Consider the following 18,030-nt stretch of genomic DNA (forward strand, 5'->3'; position numbering starts at 1 on the left):
AATGTTCACTTATTTCTCAGACTATTAGAATGCTCTATCATTATTAAAGAATTGTTAGATATTTGATCTCCCGTATAAAAATCACTCACTTGGTATATAAGCTCTTTCTTCCTAAAATTAGTGAATTTAGGAATAGCAATATCTCTTCTCTCCAGTACATTGCACATATTCTCCGGTCTTAAAAAATCACTTTTCATTGATATCTTAGCACGTACATCCTCTAGTGAATGAAAATTCAACTCTATTTTTAATCTTTGAGCAATTTCCGTGACTATCATCCACTCTTGCTTAGATACTCCAAGTGGAGGTACAGCTTGACAAGTATGCTGTAGACGCCCTTCAAGATTTAAGTACATTGCATCTTTCTCTGAATATGCAGGAGAAGGCAATACTAAATCAGCTCTACGGATAACTTTATCTGCATGATGACCAATATACACCACAAACACATCATCACTAATTGCATCGATATTTATGTCATCTGCACCAAATAGCAAAAGCACATTAGACTTTCGCAACATTACATCTACATCACTTTCCATTTCACCAATATCTGAAAATCTTCCTCTAAAATTCGCTGTAAAATCCAAATCTAATGCTCCAACTCTCGAAGGCTTTGTATTGAGCACATTAAATCCATTCCAATCGTCTCTTATAAGACCATACTTTTCTGCGATCTTATATGAGTAGTACAAAATAGCTTGGCCATCATACTGATGCTTTAATATGTTACTACCCAATATTAACATGGGTTTTTTAGCGTGTGACAACCGCCTCGCATATTCATGCTTCCCTTCATATATCGCTTTCAATAGAGCGCTTTCACACCCTAGATAGGTATATGGATAATTTGCCTCAAATCTATTACCTAGAACTGATATTTTGAGCTGATTATGAATTAATGCTTTTCTGAGTCTAGCATTCAAAATAGCAGCTTCAAGTCTTGGATTTGTGCCAATTAGCAAACATTCGTCACTATCTTCTATGTTTTGGATTGTAGTATTAAATACATAACTTGCTCGCCCAAATGATGGATCTAAGATGCTTCCTTCTTCTCTACAGTCAAAAAACCAATTTTTTTTATGACTAAATAACTCCTTTATCGCAAAAATGCTTTCCACATCAGAATAATGACCCACTATAGCAGAAACTATAGCTGTAGATTCATTTAACACTACATATAATTTATCATATGCTTCATCCCATGAAATAGACTCCCTGCGTTTCATAATTTTATCAAACCATATTGGCTCTACTAATCTTTGATATTTTAAACCATCATAATTAAATCTAGCTTTATCTGAGAGCCACTCTTCGTTAATATAGTCGCACTCACGTGGTAATACTCGCATTACTTGATGCCCTCTTACATGAAGTACAGTATTAGAACATACCGCATCAGAAAGATCGATAGAGGGAATTTTTGTAAGTTCCCATGGTCTTGCAGTATACGCATAAGGCGCGGAATTTAGTGCTCCTACGGGACATAAATCGATAATATTGCCTGAAAGTTCAGATGTAATGCCTTTACATATTGCATTAGAAACCGTATGCACATCGATACGCATATCTTCTCCTTTACCTAGAGCTACAAGTTCACCTGTTCCAGCTACCTCATCCAGAAATCTCACACATCTCATGCAGTGTATACATCTCGTCATGTGAGTTTCTATGAAAGAACCAAAATCCTTATGTTGTACCGCTCTTTTTTCTTCTTTATATCTCGAGCTACATTTGCCATACCGAAACACTTGATCTTGTAAATCACATTCTCCGCCCTTATCACATATCGGACAATCTAATGGATGATTAATTAGAAAAAATTCTAAAACACCAGCTCTAGCCTGATTTACAAGTTTTGTATTAGTATATATATGCATATCATCACTTATAACTTGAACACAACTTGCTACAAGTTTTTGATTATCTTCAATTTGCACGAGACACATTCTACAATTTCCAGCAATACTGAGTCTTTTATGGTAACAAAATTTTGGTATTTTTATACCGACTACCTCACATGCTTGCATAATGGTAATGGCATCTCCAAACTCGTATAATCTATCATTTATATAAACTTTTATTGACACAGGAACATGAAATTTATGCTATATATACATAGAGAGCATACAAAACCTATTTTTTTGTATCAATAATACTACTAACAAGTCTTACTAATCTTTCCTGTATTTGCAGTATCATATTATTTTCTGTACCACTGCTATGCATTTCTTCCAATAATACAAAACCAGTAGGAGAAGTTACATTAATCTCTGTAATACAACCTCCTATCAGATCAATTCCAGCAATAAATACATCATCTTCTTTTAATCTCTGAGCAATCCTATTGCACATCAAAATTTCCTCATTGTTAAGTTCAATATTAGTAATACTAGCTCCTTGATATATATTTGCTAAGAAATTACCACTAGAAGGCACTCTACTGAATGAACCAACTATCTCCCCATCTATTATAAATACACGTTTATCTCCACTTAAAATAGAACTGAGAAATACCTGAACAACTACAGGCTCTGAAAATTTACTAACGTATTCATGTATACCACTTCTAGCTTCTTCATCGTCTCTATATATCACTTGATTTGTAGTACGCAGCCTACTTTCACCATATGACATTCGTATTGTACCATTACCAGAATATTCATATAGCGGCTTAAGAACAACATCTAAATTTTCTTTCAAAAAATTCAATATCTCCTCCACCAATCCAGTAATAATAGTATTTGGTAAATATTCAGCTGCTATACTGAAAGGGGAAATTTTCTCAGGATTATTTCTTACACCTTTAGGGGCATTTATTACAGGTATAGAAAGCTGCTCTAGCAAAAATGTAGAGGTAATATATGACATGTCAAAAGGAGGATCTTGCCTTAGTAATATACATTCTACACTATCGAGATGAAGTTCCTGTAAGTCACTTAACTTAGTCCATTCAGTACCTCTATATGGAGTATATTGCAAATCTATAAAGTATCCTCTAGCACACAAACTCTTTTTACTATTAATATTAGATAGATACATACTATCAACAGTATACCAGAATATTTCGTACCCTTTCTTACTAAGACCGGCTCCCCAAAACAAACTTGTATCAGTCCTTATCTTTAGTGTATTTAATGGATCTCCTTGAATGGCTATAATCTTTCTCATTTTCTTTTATATCGAAATTCATGAGGCAATAATGAAAGTGCTTTGATATCGGGAAATTCACCTCTTATAAACCGATATCCACGCATTATACCCTCTTCTTGAAAACCAACATCATATAATAGATTTAAGGATGGTTGATTATCATGAAGTGTTTTTGCTGATACTCTATACAAATCCACCACACCAAAACCAAAATTCAACACTTCTATAAGAGCTCGCCTCATAATACCACATCTCCAATAATTTGGATCTAAATCATAACAAATTTCAGCTTTTCTATTATAGGCATTGTAATCAAAAAAACCTATTGTACCTATCAAACTATCTGTCTCTTTTAGAGCAATTCCCCAAAAAAACGAAAGCGATCTACGAAATAGATCTCTCCAGTATATCACACTTAGCATCGCATCTCTCTCAGTTTTTGGTATATCCTCATCAGAAAGTCTTATAGCTACTCTTGGATCTGTATATATTTCATAATAGCGCTTATAATCAGATGTAGATAATTCGCGTAACACAAGCTCTCCCATTTCTATATTAGGAAATTCTGCAAAGATATTTTGTTTCTTCACTAACAGTGTGATAGAAATACTGATAATATCGATGATATACGATTATGTCTTTTGAGTACAATAGCAAATTTTACATCACTACACCTATATATTATGCAAATGGTGAACCGCACCTCGGTCATTTATATACCACGACAATAGCTGATATAATTGCAAGATATAATAGATTGCAAAAACGAAAGGTATATTTCGTGACAGGTATGGACGAACATGGACAAAAAGTGGAACTCACAGCTAGAAGATTTGGAGTATCTCCTCAGGAAAGAGTCGATGTAATATCTCATAAATTTCGCTCCTTATATGAATCTATAGATATCACTTATAATGATTTCATTAGGACAACAGAAGAAAGACATAAAAATTTCGTAATATCTGTATGGAAAACTCTACATGAAAGAGGTTGGATATACAAAGGACAGTATTCGGGTTGGTATGCAGAGCGGGATGAAGCATTTTATTCTGAAGAAGAAATAGTCAATGGTAAAGCTCCAACTGGTGCGGATGTCACATTCTGCTCTGAAGAATGTTACTTCTTCAAATTATCAGCTTTTCAAGAAGAATTGTTAAAAATCTATCATAGTGGAAGAATCATTATACAGCCAAAGACAAAGCTTAACGAAGTCATAAGTTTTATCGAAAGAGGATTAAAAGATTTATGTATATCTCGTAAGAACACAAAATGGGGAATACCTGTACCAAATGCTACAGAACAAACTATATACGTATGGATCGATGCTCTCATGAATTACGTTTCTGTTCTTCCAGAACATTTTAAATCCAAATATTGGCCGTGTAACGTACAACTTATAGGTAAAGACATACTTATGTTTCATGCTGTATATTGGCCTGCTATATTAGTTGCACTAGGTATCGAAGAACTACCACTCAAGATATTAGTGCATGGATGGTGGCTTAACGATGGTCAAAAAATGTCAAAATCCTTAAATAATGTAATAGATCCGCAAAGTTTAATAGATGAGTATACCCCAGATTATGTTAGATATTTCCTCATAAGAGAAACTAGAGTCGGTAACGATGCCAGTTATAGCAAGAGTAATTTTCAAAAATTAATCAATGCTGAATTAGTTAATAACATTGGTAACCTTGTACAAAGAAGCGTGACTTTTATACAAAAATATATGAACAATATATGCAAAAAACCTCCTAATCCTGATAATGATATCTTACAACAAGCATATGGAATAGTATCATCGTATATAGAACATATGGAGTCTCTCAAATTTTATGAGGCAATAGATAACATTCTTAAGATATCGGAAATAGCTAATAGATACTTCAGTGAGGAGCAACCTTGGTATAAAAAAGATAAAACAGAAGAATTACATTCCATTTTATTCTATACTTTAGAGCTAGTAAGGTTAATTGGTATTTTATTGCAACCTTTTGCACCAGACGGTGCTGAGAAGATCTTATCTATTTTCTACCTTCAAAAAACACAAAATATAACATTTAATATAGCATCTGCCGCTTTTATGTTTAATAAACTATATGTTGATAAGCAATTTAATCAAGTATTTCCAAGAATAAATTAAAATGAGTAAGCATCTCATAATTATAGACTGCTATGCAATCTTCTTTAAGTCACTTTTTGCTAACCCATTATACCAAAATGCTAATGGCACATATGTAGGGGGAGTAACTGGCTTCATTAACACCATGTTCAGATTGCTAGATCATAGTAGCACACTCCTAGCAATGCATAAAAATAGCGAAACATATGTATGTATTGCTCTCGATTATCAAACAAAAGGTGAAACATTTAGACATCACATATATCAAGAATACAAAGCAAATAGAAAACCGTTACCTCAAGAATTCATTCTACAATTTCCAATATTAGAAGAGGTACTAGAATGTATGAAAATTCCTGTTATAAAATATCCAAAAGTAGAAGCAGATGATATTATCGCTTCTGTAGTAAAAAAGTTTTATAACCAAGATAATAGCAGTCAAATTAATATCTCAATCGTCTCTCAAGATAAAGATCTGATGCAACTTATCGCCGTACAAGATAATAGGAATACCGTTATGTGGGATCCTTATAAGAGACAAGTAATCGATGAATGTGAAGTAATTACAAAGCTAGGAATTAAACCTCATCAAGTACCATGCTTCTTAGCATTACTTGGAGATAGTGCAGATAACATTCGTGGAGTTCCTGGGATTGGAAAAAAACATGCAACTACATTACTTAGTAAATTCGAGTCAGTTGATGAAATATGTCAAAATACTCACATGCTTTCCAACAGTAAAATAGCTTTACAAATAACTGATAACATTGAACAAATTGCACTATTCAAAACACTAACAACATTGGTTGATAATATAGAAATTACTATTCCATACGAAGAGATGAAATGGAATGGATGGGCAAGTAGAAGTCACGAAATGAACGAATTGTTCTCAAAATATCAAATGCAAAGTGCTGTTAACAACAAAAAGAACTACTTCAATTGATAATAAAAAAAACAAATAATTTATTAAAATCTTCTACAAAACGAATATCATTTTTCAAAGCAATGCTTGCGCGTAGCTCCAAATACTACACGAAATACTAATAAATCTAACGCTAAAAACGGTGGGGCGAATAACGGAACTCGAATCCGCGACCTTCGGTACCACAAACCGACGCTCTAACCAACTGAGCTATATCCGCCAACTTTATAGGTAATGCAAAACACAAACACTACACCATAGAGCTTACAGAGCTTGCAAAATAAAGTCTAACCCATTTTTTTATTTTTCATAATATATAAAAATTTCCTTATGCAACATGTTACATATACAGAATAATTATCTAGTGATTGCTTTACTCAAAAAATGTAACAATATATGTAAATATTATTGAAATATATCTCTACATAAATAAAAAATATTTATTTTGTAGAATGAATTTTATACCATTAAAGCATAAACTACTTTTTTAAAATATATAAAAAATAATCAATCTCAGCCTATACAACAAAACGCATAAGTACAAAAACGCGAAGAGTATACCAACTAAACTCAAAGTATCACACGCTACAATGAACTTTCCAAGAGATACGCTATCACAAATAGCCAAAAAATAAATAATTGCTAACAACGATAAAAATAAAGAACAATAATGATAAATGGAAAAAATAAGAATTTGGAAATTAAATAATTCAAAATAACTCAAATTATAGCATTGAAATACTAACCTCCGTCATAATGGAACTCATTTCTTTTGATAATGGTATAAAACCTAAAATTTCGGTAAGTAAGATATCAAATAATTTCTTTAGTGATGAAAACTTCAGGTAATGTAAGAGAGTATCGCAACAACTCCGGAATTAATACGTAAGCACTAACAAATAGTAATAATTACACCGGTGAAAAAATAACATAAGAATAACAATGCAATACATATCACTCAATTTCAAAAAATGAATAATATAAATATCAACTATAAAGCTATTAAAAAATCTAAAAATAACTTAAAAAGTAAAAAAAATAGTTATATCAAATGCAAATAACAATGCTAGAGCAACTAAAAGTAAACTGCCGTTAGTATTTTGTATACGCAAAAGCGAAAAGACTATGAGAAAAAAGAAATTATCAAAGGAATGTCATAATAAACAAAAATCTGGAAAAATTGCACGATAAAAGAGCTAAATATGCAAGTGATTGAAAAAATAAAAAGGCACTACTACATGAAGCAAACGATATATCTTAGCTCACAAAAGCACCTCTTGAAGAGTAAATAAAAAAAAGAATTATCTAAGATCTCGTAATTTCAAATTATTATACGCTACATTATACAGTTTTACATTACTTCAAATTGATAATTATCTTAAGAAGAAGAAAGAGATTTTAATAAAAAATATATTATTATTCAGGTATATTCGAAATATCCTTTGTTAATTCAAGAGTTTTTTTTGCCACACACATTATGACAATCAAATATTTTAGCAAATTACCAATATAATAAAATAAATATACTAAATATACATCACTTCAAAGTGAATAAGCTTACCACAAACTTCTTAAAAAAACATCTATATTAATATAGTATCAATATTTCAAAGTGATGAATATATATATTAGTATAAAAAAACACAGGATCTTAAACTATTTAAAATAGCTTAAATCCCATCTAAGTAATGATAAAACATGGTAAGCACCTATTACGAGCCTGACAACGACCTACTCTCACACGTCTTAAGACGCAATACAATCGGCGAAAAGGCTTTTCACTTCTGAGTTCGGAATGGGATCAGGTGTTTCATCCTTTCTATAATCATCAGGCTTGCAATAAGAACTCAAGCTCTTATTATGCTCAGTTCCGCACAGGGCAATATAGAACATAACAAGAAATCTTTTTCTTTACAAAATAGATAGCAATACAAAAGCAAAATTATCAAAAAGAGCAATTTTATCACTGCATACGCCATAAACGACAACAGCAACAAAATCAATTACACATTAGTACTGGTTAGCTAAATAGATTACTCTACTTACACATCCAGCCTATCAACGTAGTAGTCTTCTACGGTGTTATAGGGAAAATTATTTTTGAGACGGGTTTCCCACTTAGATGCTTTCAGCGGTTATCCCTTCCGTATATAGCTACCCAGCGCTGCTCTTGGCAAAACAACTGGTACACAAGAGATACGTCCAACTCGGTCCTCTCGTACTAAAGTCAGATTCTCTCAATTTTCCTTACACCCATGGCAGATAGGGACCGAACTGTCTCACGACGTTCTGAACCCAACTCACGTACCACTTTAATCGGCGAACAGCCGAACCCTTGGGACATTCTACCGCCCCAGGATGTGATGAGTCGACATCGAGGTGCCAAACGAACTCGGCGATATGGACTCTTAGAGTTCATCAGCCTGTTATCCCCGGAGTACCTTTTATCCGTTGAGTGATGACCCTTCCATGCGGGATCACCAGATCACTATGACCGACTTTCGTCTCTGCTCGATTTGTCAATCTCGCAGTCAAGCAAGCTTATGCCATTGCACTCTTACAGTTGATTTCCGACCAACTTGAGCTTACCTTCGTACGCCTCCGTTACTCTTTAGGAGGCGACCATCCCAGTCAAACTGCCTATCATGCACTGTCTTGGCTCTTGATTCAAAGAGCTCAGTTAGACACCAAAAGCTTGCAGGGTGGTATCTCAAGGACGACTCCTTCAGAGCTTGCGCTCTGAGCTCACAGTCTACCACCTATCCTGAACAACAAACTCCTGGAATCAATACAAAACTACAGTAAAGGTTCACGGGGTCTTTCCGTCTAACCACGGGCACTCCGCATCTTCACGGAGAATTCAATTTCGCTGAGTTGATGTTGGAGACAGTGGGGAAGTCGTTACGCCATTCATGCAGGTCGGAACTTACCCGACAAGGAATTTCGCTACCTTAGGACCGTCATAGTTACGGCCGCCGTTTACTAGGGCTTCGGATCAGAGCTTGCACTCCTCACCTTAACCTTCTAGCACCGGGCAGGCGTCAGACCCTATACTTCCTCTTCCGAGTTTGCAGAGTCCTGTGTTTTTGATAAACAGTCGCCACCCCCTAATTTGTGCCACCACGCTTGCGCATGGTCATCTTTTTCCCGAAGTTACAGATGCAATTTGCCTAGTTCCTTCAACATCATTCTCTCTACGCCTTGGTATTCTCTACCAGTCCACCAGTGTCGGTTTGGGGTACGGTCTATATGCTAGAGCTATTTCCTGAAACCTTTCCGCTACAACCAGAATCCATTAACCAGTTGTTGCATTACAGATTTGTCACTTCTAGCAGGCTCTTGAATATTAACAAGATTCCCATCGACTACGCTTTTCAGCCTCATCTTAGGAGCCGGCTAACTCTACGCAGATTAACTTTACGTAGAAAACCTTGGACTTTCGGCGGAGGTGTTTTCCACACCTCTTTACGCTACTCATGTCAGCATTCTCACTTGTGATACCTCCAACACACCTTACAGTGCATCTTCACAGGCTTACACAACGCTCCGCTACCGCTCATTCAAACGAATGAACCCGTGTCTTCGGTGTATGGTTTGAGCCCCGTTACATTTTCGGCGCAAAATCGCTATTAGACTAGTGAGCTATTACGCTTTCTTTAAGGGATGGCTGCTTCTAAGCCAACCTCCTAGTTGTTTTGGCGTTTTCACTTCCTTTAACACTTAACCATATCTTAGGGACCTTAGACGACGATCTGGGCTGTTTCCCTTTTGGCCATGGATCTTAGCACCCACAGCCTGTCTGCTGCTCTCATCATTATCAGTATTCGGAGTTTAGTTAGGTTCGGTAGGCTTTTGGCCCCCTAGCCGATCTAGTGCTCTACCCCTGATAAGAAACTAAGCAACGCTCTACCTAAATAGATTTCGCGGAGAACCAGCTATTTCCGAGTTTGATTGGCCTTTCACCCCTAATCACAAGTCATCTCACAATTTTGCAACATTGACGAGTTCGGCCCTCCATCAAATCTTACCTTGACTTCAGCCTGCTCATGACTAGATCACTCGGTTTCGGGTCTAATACGTCTAACTTTCGCCCTATTCAGACTCGCTTTCGCTATGGCTACGCTTAACAGCTTAACCTTGCTAGACACACTAACTCGCTGACCCATTATACAAGAGGTACGCCATCACACATACGTGCTCTGACTGCTCATAAGCAATTAGTTTCAGTTCTATTTCACTCCCCTCTCGGGGTTCTTTTCACCTTTCCTTCACAGTACTAGTTCGCTATCGGTTGATAAGTAGTATTTAGGCTTGGAGGATGGTCCCCCCATATTCAAACAGGATTTCACGTGTCCCGCCTTACTCTTAAAAATGAATTTAATTTACTTATACAGGGCTATCACCTTATATTGCTGTGTTTTCCAACACATTCTAATTTTTAAATTCAAAAGCCTGGTTCGCGTTCGCTCGTCGCTACTAGCGAAATATCAATTGATTTCTTTTCCTTCAGTTACTTAGATATTTCAGTTCACTGAGTTCACCTCTCTTGCGAGATTTTGCACTTATAGTGCAAAGGGTTTCCCCATTCGGAAATCTGCGTATTAACGGATGTTAGCACCTCCACGCAGCTTATCGCAGCTTACTACGTCCTTCATCGTCTCTTATCACCAAGGCATCCACTAAAAGCTCTTTTTATATTTTGTCGCTGGTATTATGCGTACACAGTAATAAAATTACTCAACGATAATTTTGCTTTGGTTATATTGCTAAACTACTTTGAAACGCACTCAGTGCAATGACGACTCTATAGAAGTTACCCTATAGATGTCAAATACGTTTTTACATTTTTTATTTCCAGCATTTCGTAACTTGTGAATTATCAACGAATTCTTTAATATTCATAACGCCAAATAATGGTTGAAACAGAATGAAAATACAGTTTTTTGACAGTGGATTAGGAGGCTTATCTGCATTCTCCTCATTTATAAAACAAGTACGTGAGAGCTACATGATGAGGTATTGTAATATTTCCTATATTGCTGATCTTGAATTTTTTCCGTATGGAACAAAGCAATCTACAACAATAGTGGAACGTGTAAATACTATTATGTGCAATGCTGAACAACAATTCGTACAATTATTTGTAATAGCATGTTATACTGCTTCTTTTTCGAGAATTATTAATAAAACTGTCACGAGAATTCCAGTAATAGATACGCTACCAATTACAGAAAAGATTCTAAAAAAATATCAAGAACATCAAAAAATCTTTATATGTACGCAGTTATCACATTCTATTAATCAAAATTTTCTAGAAAAATTTGATAAAATACATTCGATACCTGTTACCCAAGAGGTGGTAGAATACATACATCAAGGCGAATTATCAAAAGCTGCTCAGAAAATATACAACCACTTACGTGAAGAATGTAGTAAATCTACTCCAAATATTATATTTCTTGGATGTACACATTATGCAATTCTGATCAAGCAGCTTTACGAAATTTTTTCTCACAACAACTATGATATCACAATAATAGATCCATCTCAGGCTATAGCTACAGATGTAATGAGTTATATCACCCCATTTTATGAAGTTACAACGCAACCTCCAATAGAAATTTCCTTCATTATCCATAAAATGCCTCAAGAACAACGCACTAGAATAGTAGCAACTTGTAGAAATATTCTACAAAATCATATACCATTTTATGATGATATTTGCTCTTCTTTCAAATTCACCTTTAATTCTACACTATGAGCGATAGAGAGACTTTCATCAATTTCGGACCACAACATCCGGGAGCACATGGTGTACTGAATCTCATAATAAGACTAAGTGGCGAAACAGTAAGGGAAATAGAGCCACAAATAGGTTTTCTTCATCGCGGTACGGAAAAGCTACTAGAACATAAGACTTATGCACAAGGATTACCATATATGGATAGGTTGGATTACGTCTCTCCCCTAGCACAAGAACATTGCTTTTCAATTGCCATAGAAAAAATGCTTCAGATATCAGTACCAGAAAGGGCTCAATATATAAGAGTTTTACTACTGGAACTACAACGTATAGGTAACCATCTTCTTAGCATTACATCACTCGCGCTAGATACTGGAGCTACAACTCCACTATTATGGGCTTTTGAAGCAAGAGAAGAATTAATGGGAATCTACGAAGAAATTTCAGGAAGCAGAATGCACTGTGCATATATTAGAACAGGTGGCGTAAATAGTGATTTAAATAGCCAGATAATCGATAAAATATCACTATTTCTATTAAAGCTTCCTAAAGTACTTTCTGATATAGAATCACTTTTAAACGACAATAGAATCTTTAAACAAAGATTGGTAAATATAGGTATCATATCAAAAAGCGATGCACTAGACTTCGCTCTTACAGGTGCTATGTTACGAGCTTCAGGTATACCTTGGGATTTAAGAAAGTCACAGCCATATGAGGTATACAGCAAGCTTGAATTTAGTATACCAGTTGGAGTAAATGGTGACTGCTATGATAGATATAACGTAAGAGTATTAGAAATTAAAGAGTCCATAAAAATAGCTACTCAATGTATAGAAAAAATGCCAAAAGGAGAATACCTCGTAAACGATAGGAAAGTTACACCACCACCTAAAGCAGAGCTCGCTACATCAATGGAAGCTGTAATTCATCATTTCAAACTCTTCAGTGAAGGATATACGGTACCAGCAGGAGAAACTTATACGGCCGTAGAAACGCCAAAAGGAGAATTTGGATTATATATAGTATCAGATGGCTCGAACAAACCATATAGGATACACATTAGAGCTCCTGGATTTGCACATTTACAGATATTAAACAAAATGTCTATTGGTCATATGCTTTCAGATGTCTCGAGTAATCTTGGTACGATAGATGCTGTATTTGGAGAAATAGACAGATAAATCAAAATGACTACATACAGTCCGATGTTTACTGCTATAGAGCATGGATATAAACAAAACCATCTTACATTACACGAAGAACAAATCGCAGCCTCTACCACTACTGAACAGCACGTAATGGTACTAGCAGGTCCAGGAAGTGGAAAAACCTCTGTAATAGTAGCTCGCATACAATTTTTAGTGCAATCATATAACCCTCACGAAATCATGGTACTTACCTTTAGTACAAGAGCAATGAGCGAATTAAAGCATAGATTGCATACTACTAAATGTAAATTTATGGAGAAAGTTTGGATTGGAACATTTCATGCAATAGGAGTAAGAATATTAAAGAAACATGCTACTTTGATTGGATTATCGCATGAATTTAAAGTCACATCAGAAAAAGAAAGCATACACCTTATAGAAGAAATTCTAAGAAAAACTCAAAACAATATAGGTATTGCACACAAGATATATGAAGATATACAACACATAAAAGATAAATTATATAGCACCGAAGAACTAGAGTCTCGAGATACAAATTCAGAATTTCTCTTTATATATCAGGAATACCAAAACGCCTTAAGAATAAAAAATCTCATAGATTTCGGAGATATACTGCTATACGTGAAGCAATTATTTATAGAAAATAAAGAAATTGTACAATTATTACAAAAACAATTTTCCCATATCATAGTAGATGAATATCAAGATATTAACTTCGCGCAATATTATCTAATAATGACCTTGCTACAAAAAGGTACTAATTCACTATTTTGCGTGGGAGACGATGATCAGATAATATACACTTGGAGAGGTGCAAACACTGAACGTATGACAACATTCAGAGATAATTTTCCATTGTCCCAAATACTCCATCTATCAAACAATTATCGTTCTAATAGCGATATTATTTATCACGCCTTTAAACTTATATCTCACAATTCTAGTAGATATTATAAAGAAATACAAAAATCATTCATTGATAAAAGTGATGTTACATTTTCTACCGGAGTTACAATAAAATGCTATGAATCTAATACATCTGAAGTATCTCACATCACTACTCAAATTCTAGAACTGTTACCGCATAGCAATAGCATAGCTATTCTCGTTAGAAATAATGCACATATCATACCACTTGAACATTCTATGAGGCACAATGATATTCAGTATATTATTGGTAATACAAGATCCTTTGTAGAACGAGAAGAAGTACAACTCGTATTAAATATATTGGAACTTAGCATCAATCCTCATGCTGATCACAATCTAAAAGAATTGTTGCTTATTACTAAAACTCTTAACAACTCACAAATAAATGTTCTTTTCAAAATTGCATCACAATTTAACTGTTCGTTATATGAGCTAGCATGCAGTGAACACAGTTTCAAACTATCTCCTAAATTACAATTATTAAGAATAAAAGAAATAGTAGATAAGATATCTAGTAATACATCTTTCTTAGAACGTGGAAAAATAGGAGATGTGATAGGTAATTCCATCGATAGCATAGGATATATAAAAACCCTTACAAAAGGGCAATTTGAGAAATTAGCAGATTTTCACCCACATTCTCAAATATTACAAGAATATGAAAATGAAAAGCTCCAAAATATCATAAATATCATAGAAATAGCATCACAATATAAAAAAGCATCTCCATTTATAGAAAGATTTTCGCGAAATAATCACGTAAATGTACGGAAATCAAATGGCGAATGTGCAGTTTATCTCAGCACAATACATAGTTCTAAAGGAATGGAATTCGACGTAGTATTCATTCCATTCATAGAAGAAGGAAACATACCGTATTATAGAAGCTATCAAGCAGAAAACATAGAAGATGAAAGGAGATTGCTATATGTAGGAATGACGCGAGCACGACATAAGTTATGCATGTCGTACTCAAAGTATAAGTTATGCAATGGTAGTAGATTCAGTAACACACCATCAAGATTTATTACAGAAGCAGCACTTGCATTCGAATAAGCAATTTTATCGGATATGAAATGAACTTCTACTACATGCTGAATAATGACTTTTCTTATGAAGTACGCTCACTATAGTAACATCCGCAATCTAGTGATCGCCTTCACTACTATCTTTGCCGCGAACAACTTTTACCATTTTATATCCATATCCTCTAATCGTCTTGATATCAATACTGCTAGGATATTTAAGCAACGATGAACGTAACCTCGTCATATGAACATTCAATATCTTATCCTTATCATGCTGCATCTCCATAGTTGTACTATTCCAAAGCAACGCTATAATTCTATCTCTTGATACTAGCTTTTCAGAATTCATCAATAGCAATTGGCACAATTTAAATTCTATAGGTCCTAAAGTTATTTCGTGAGCAACACCATTCTCCTCTATCGTACACGAATGTCTTCTAAGATCTAAAGTAAGCTCCATGAATTTCAGTATATCAGAATCTTCTATCGAACTTCTTTTTAGCAAGTTCTTAACCCTCAATACAAGCTCTTCTATAATAAAAGGTTTTTCAAGATAATCATCTGCACCTTTTTTCAAACCTGTAATTTTATGCTGTCCTTTACTGTGACTAGAAATCATTATAATTCTCAGATCCTTTAGATCTGGAACACAACGTAATTCTTCACATATTTCTATACCGGATTTTTCTGGAAGCACCCAGTCTAATATAACTAGATCTGGTCTTTTTTCCTCTACAGTTCTTACGCAATTCTCTCCTGTTAAGACTGGTATGACGAGATATCCTTCTGAAGTCAAACTATACTCCATGAGAGATAACATGGCGGAATCATCCTCCACTATCATAATCTTCTTTTGAATTGTTTTTTCCTTTTTCATTATGAGTAAAAAATTTTTAACGTGTTTTATCTAAAATAATATGCAATTGCACTTCTTTGTGATAAAAGCATAACGAATTAGCTTCTACAACTTTTATAATACTTTTTCAATCAATATATTAAGTAGAATTACAATATGAGCTTAATACGAGCATTTAAAGTAATATTAATGATCTATAAAGTAGCTATTCGAAATCTATTAAGAAAAAATGCATACGAGTACTCGGGATATCTTGTTTTTTTAGTACTTCTAGGAATTTTTCCATCTTTAATTTTTTTCACTGCAGTTAGTACTTTTATTGCGACGGAATATCGAGATCTTTTTCATGTAACATTGGATATCGACGAGCTTATCACAAATTCATTACTAAGCAGTAAAGCACACGTCTTTATAGATGGCGTGAGTAACAGAATACTCGAAATATTACGTACACCACCGGAAAGCATGTTAACATTTGCAATGCTAAGCGCAATATGGAGTGCTTCAGGTTTATTCGACGGAATTTTATGGTATGTTTATATGATATATGGCACAACGCAGAACTGCCATTACATAAGAAGAAGAATCATTAGTATAGTACAGTTTATGGCTTTCTCATTGTTTCTGATATTCTCTATTTTATGTTTTAAGCTAATCCCACTCATATTATTTCAGTGTACAAAATTTATTAAATTAGAGAATACATTATACGATATATTGAATTTTATTGTACAAATTGAATATTACATTCCGGCGATATATGTTGCACTATTTGGAATGCTATCATACATACATTACACCTTTCCTAGACAACGTCTTAAAGTATGGCAAATTATGCCAGGAGTGATCAATACTATACTTTTCTGGGAAATTTTTTCTGAAATCTTTGGGTATTACATACAAAGTGCTGGTCAGTTGAATATCATATATGGGAGCATGGTAGGCATCTCCATATCGATTCTTTATATATATTTCGCATCTCTTATTTTCTTATTCGGGTTAGAACTTAATGGAGTAATATACAAAATAAGGAGCAAGTAATTTGACTTTATAAAGAGAAAATAAGGAATATGATATCCTTAAAAAGACATTATGACGAACGATACAACTAGTTAGCAATTTATGTAGATAGTAAATATATTTTTTAGATGCTTAAGCAATATAATGGAAATTAGCATTATATATATATTTATAGACAATGTTATATATTGATTATATAATAATGTTAATATATAAACTGTAATTCTGTAATTATGCAAGACTCTGGTAGTAATGATATAAAAAATCTTGATGACAAGATAACAAAACAACAACAGAAAACAGAACTTTTAGAGAAAAAAATAGAAGAGTTACAACAGCAATTAAAAAACAAGGACTCTGTAATAAAGAGTTCTGAGAAATCATTCAAGAAAACAATAACAAACCTTTTCTCACGAAAACAGCCAGAAATAAAGGAAGAAGCAAAACAACAGAGAAACGCACCAAATCAGCCGAAAGAAGAACTAAAAAACCAAAAAGAAGAACTACAGGAAGAAGCACCAAATCAGCCAAAAGAAGTAGATAAAGACAAAAAACAGCCGGAAAAAGAACAAGATCAGCCAAAAAAAGAACTACAGGAAGAAGCACCAAATCAGCAGAAAAAAGAACAAAATCAGCAAGAACAGCAGGAAAAAAACGCAAAAAGCAATAATGAAAAAACTACAACTTCCAAAACAATCGGGCAAAAAACTAAAGATACGTTTAAAGCAATCGGACAAAAAACTAAAGATACGTCTAAAGCAATTGGACAAAAAACTAAAGATACGTTTAAAGCAATCGGACAAAAAACTAAAGATACGTTTAAAGCAATTTCAGACACAATACCGAAAAAGCGTAAAAACATTGAGAGCAAGCCTGCTGAAGCAATTTTGCAAGAAATGGAATCACAAGATCTGTCAAAGCCGGAGAAACAAGAACAAGCACAACAGCTGAAACAAGAACTAAATCAGCCGGAAAAGAACAAGATCAGCCAAAAGAAGAACTACAGGAAGAAGCACCAAATCAACCAAAAGAAGTAGATAAAGACAAAAAACAGCCGGAAAAAGAACAAGATCAGCCAAAA

11 protein-coding genes, 1 tRNA gene and 2 rRNA genes are annotated in these 18,030 nt (G+C 34.3%); 7 read left to right on the forward strand and 7 right to left on the reverse strand.

Annotation, left to right across the window (positions count from 1 at the left end; genetic code table 11):
• Positions 1–5: 5 nt before the first annotated feature.
• The 3 genes from nuoG to Fokcrypt_RS03275 are packed head-to-tail and all read right to left on the reverse strand — an operon-like array spanning position 6 to position 3,743.
• Entirely contained in the window at positions 6–2,090 is a 2,085-nt protein-coding gene (gene nuoG / locus Fokcrypt_RS03265) for an NADH-quinone oxidoreductase subunit NuoG (protein WP_323722105.1), read from the reverse strand.
• 46 nt (positions 2,091–2,136) lie between these two features.
• On the reverse strand, positions 2,137–3,171 hold the full coding sequence (locus Fokcrypt_RS03270) for an ATP-grasp domain-containing protein (RefSeq protein ID WP_323722106.1): 1,035 nt from the start codon (positions 3,169–3,171) through the stop codon (positions 2,137–2,139).
• Positions 3,168–3,743, reverse strand: coding sequence for a GNAT family N-acetyltransferase (locus Fokcrypt_RS03275; RefSeq protein WP_323722107.1), 576 nt, complete (start codon positions 3,741–3,743; stop codon positions 3,168–3,170). The genes Fokcrypt_RS03270 and Fokcrypt_RS03275 overlap by 4 nt, the downstream gene beginning before the upstream one ends.
• A gap of 44 nt (positions 3,744–3,787) precedes the next feature.
• On the opposite strand from Fokcrypt_RS03275, the gene Fokcrypt_RS03280 reads away from it, so the two are divergent.
• Entirely contained in the window at positions 3,788–5,296 is a 1,509-nt protein-coding gene (locus Fokcrypt_RS03280; RefSeq protein WP_323722108.1) for a methionine--tRNA ligase, read from the forward strand.
• A 1-nt stretch (position 5,297) separates the two neighbouring features.
• Positions 5,298–6,221, forward strand: a complete 924-nt coding sequence (locus Fokcrypt_RS03285; protein WP_323722109.1) for a 5'-3' exonuclease — start codon at positions 5,298–5,300, stop codon at positions 6,219–6,221.
• A gap of 122 nt (positions 6,222–6,343) precedes the next feature.
• On the opposite strand, the gene Fokcrypt_RS03290 is transcribed toward Fokcrypt_RS03285, so the two are convergent.
• From Fokcrypt_RS03290 to Fokcrypt_RS03300, 3 genes are all read right to left on the reverse strand, one after another.
• Positions 6,344–6,420, reverse strand: a tRNA-His gene (locus tag Fokcrypt_RS03290).
• Positions 6,421–7,918: 1,498 nt separating this feature from the next.
• A 5S ribosomal RNA gene (rrf, locus tag Fokcrypt_RS03295) occupies positions 7,919–8,033 on the reverse strand.
• Positions 8,034–8,190: 157 nt separating this feature from the next.
• Positions 8,191–10,904: ribosomal RNA gene (locus Fokcrypt_RS03300) — 23S ribosomal RNA — on the reverse strand.
• 223 nt (positions 10,905–11,127) lie between these two features.
• On the opposite strand from Fokcrypt_RS03300, the gene Fokcrypt_RS03305 reads away from it, so the two are divergent.
• From Fokcrypt_RS03305 to Fokcrypt_RS03315, 3 genes are read left to right on the forward strand one after another with little or no spacing between them, the layout of a single operon-like run.
• The gene (locus tag Fokcrypt_RS03305) at positions 11,128–11,961 is read left to right on the forward strand and encodes a glutamate racemase (RefSeq protein WP_323722110.1); all 834 of its coding nucleotides are present in this window, start codon (positions 11,128–11,130) and stop codon (positions 11,959–11,961) included.
• The gene (locus Fokcrypt_RS03310) at positions 11,958–13,127 is read left to right on the forward strand and encodes an NADH-quinone oxidoreductase subunit D (protein ID WP_323722111.1); all 1,170 of its coding nucleotides are present in this window, start codon (positions 11,958–11,960) and stop codon (positions 13,125–13,127) included. The genes Fokcrypt_RS03305 and Fokcrypt_RS03310 overlap by 4 nt, the downstream gene beginning before the upstream one ends.
• Before the next feature lie 6 nt (positions 13,128–13,133).
• Complete coding sequence (locus Fokcrypt_RS03315) at positions 13,134–15,101, forward strand: ATP-dependent helicase (RefSeq protein WP_323722112.1); 1,968 nt, start codon at positions 13,134–13,136, stop codon at positions 15,099–15,101.
• 90 nt (positions 15,102–15,191) lie between these two features.
• Here Fokcrypt_RS03315 and Fokcrypt_RS03320 read toward each other — a convergent pair whose 3' ends face one another.
• Positions 15,192–15,950 (reverse strand): response regulator transcription factor, encoded by a 759-nt coding sequence (locus tag Fokcrypt_RS03320; protein ID WP_323722113.1) that lies wholly within the window; start codon positions 15,948–15,950, stop codon positions 15,192–15,194.
• A 135-nt stretch (positions 15,951–16,085) separates the two neighbouring features.
• Between Fokcrypt_RS03320 and Fokcrypt_RS03325 the strand changes: the two genes are divergently transcribed.
• Both Fokcrypt_RS03325 and Fokcrypt_RS03330 read left to right on the forward strand, forming a co-directional pair.
• On the forward strand, positions 16,086–16,970 hold the full coding sequence (locus tag Fokcrypt_RS03325; protein WP_323722114.1) for a YihY/virulence factor BrkB family protein: 885 nt from the start codon (positions 16,086–16,088) through the stop codon (positions 16,968–16,970).
• 212 nt (positions 16,971–17,182) lie between these two features.
• Entirely contained in the window at positions 17,183–17,986 is an 804-nt protein-coding gene (locus tag Fokcrypt_RS03330; protein WP_323722115.1) for a hypothetical protein, read from the forward strand.
• Positions 17,987–18,030 lie beyond the last annotated feature (44 nt).

Origin of the sequence: Candidatus Fokinia cryptica (assembly GCF_034359305.1) — a bacterium.
Lineage (GTDB): Bacteria > Pseudomonadota > Alphaproteobacteria > Rickettsiales > Midichloriaceae > Fokinia > Fokinia crypta.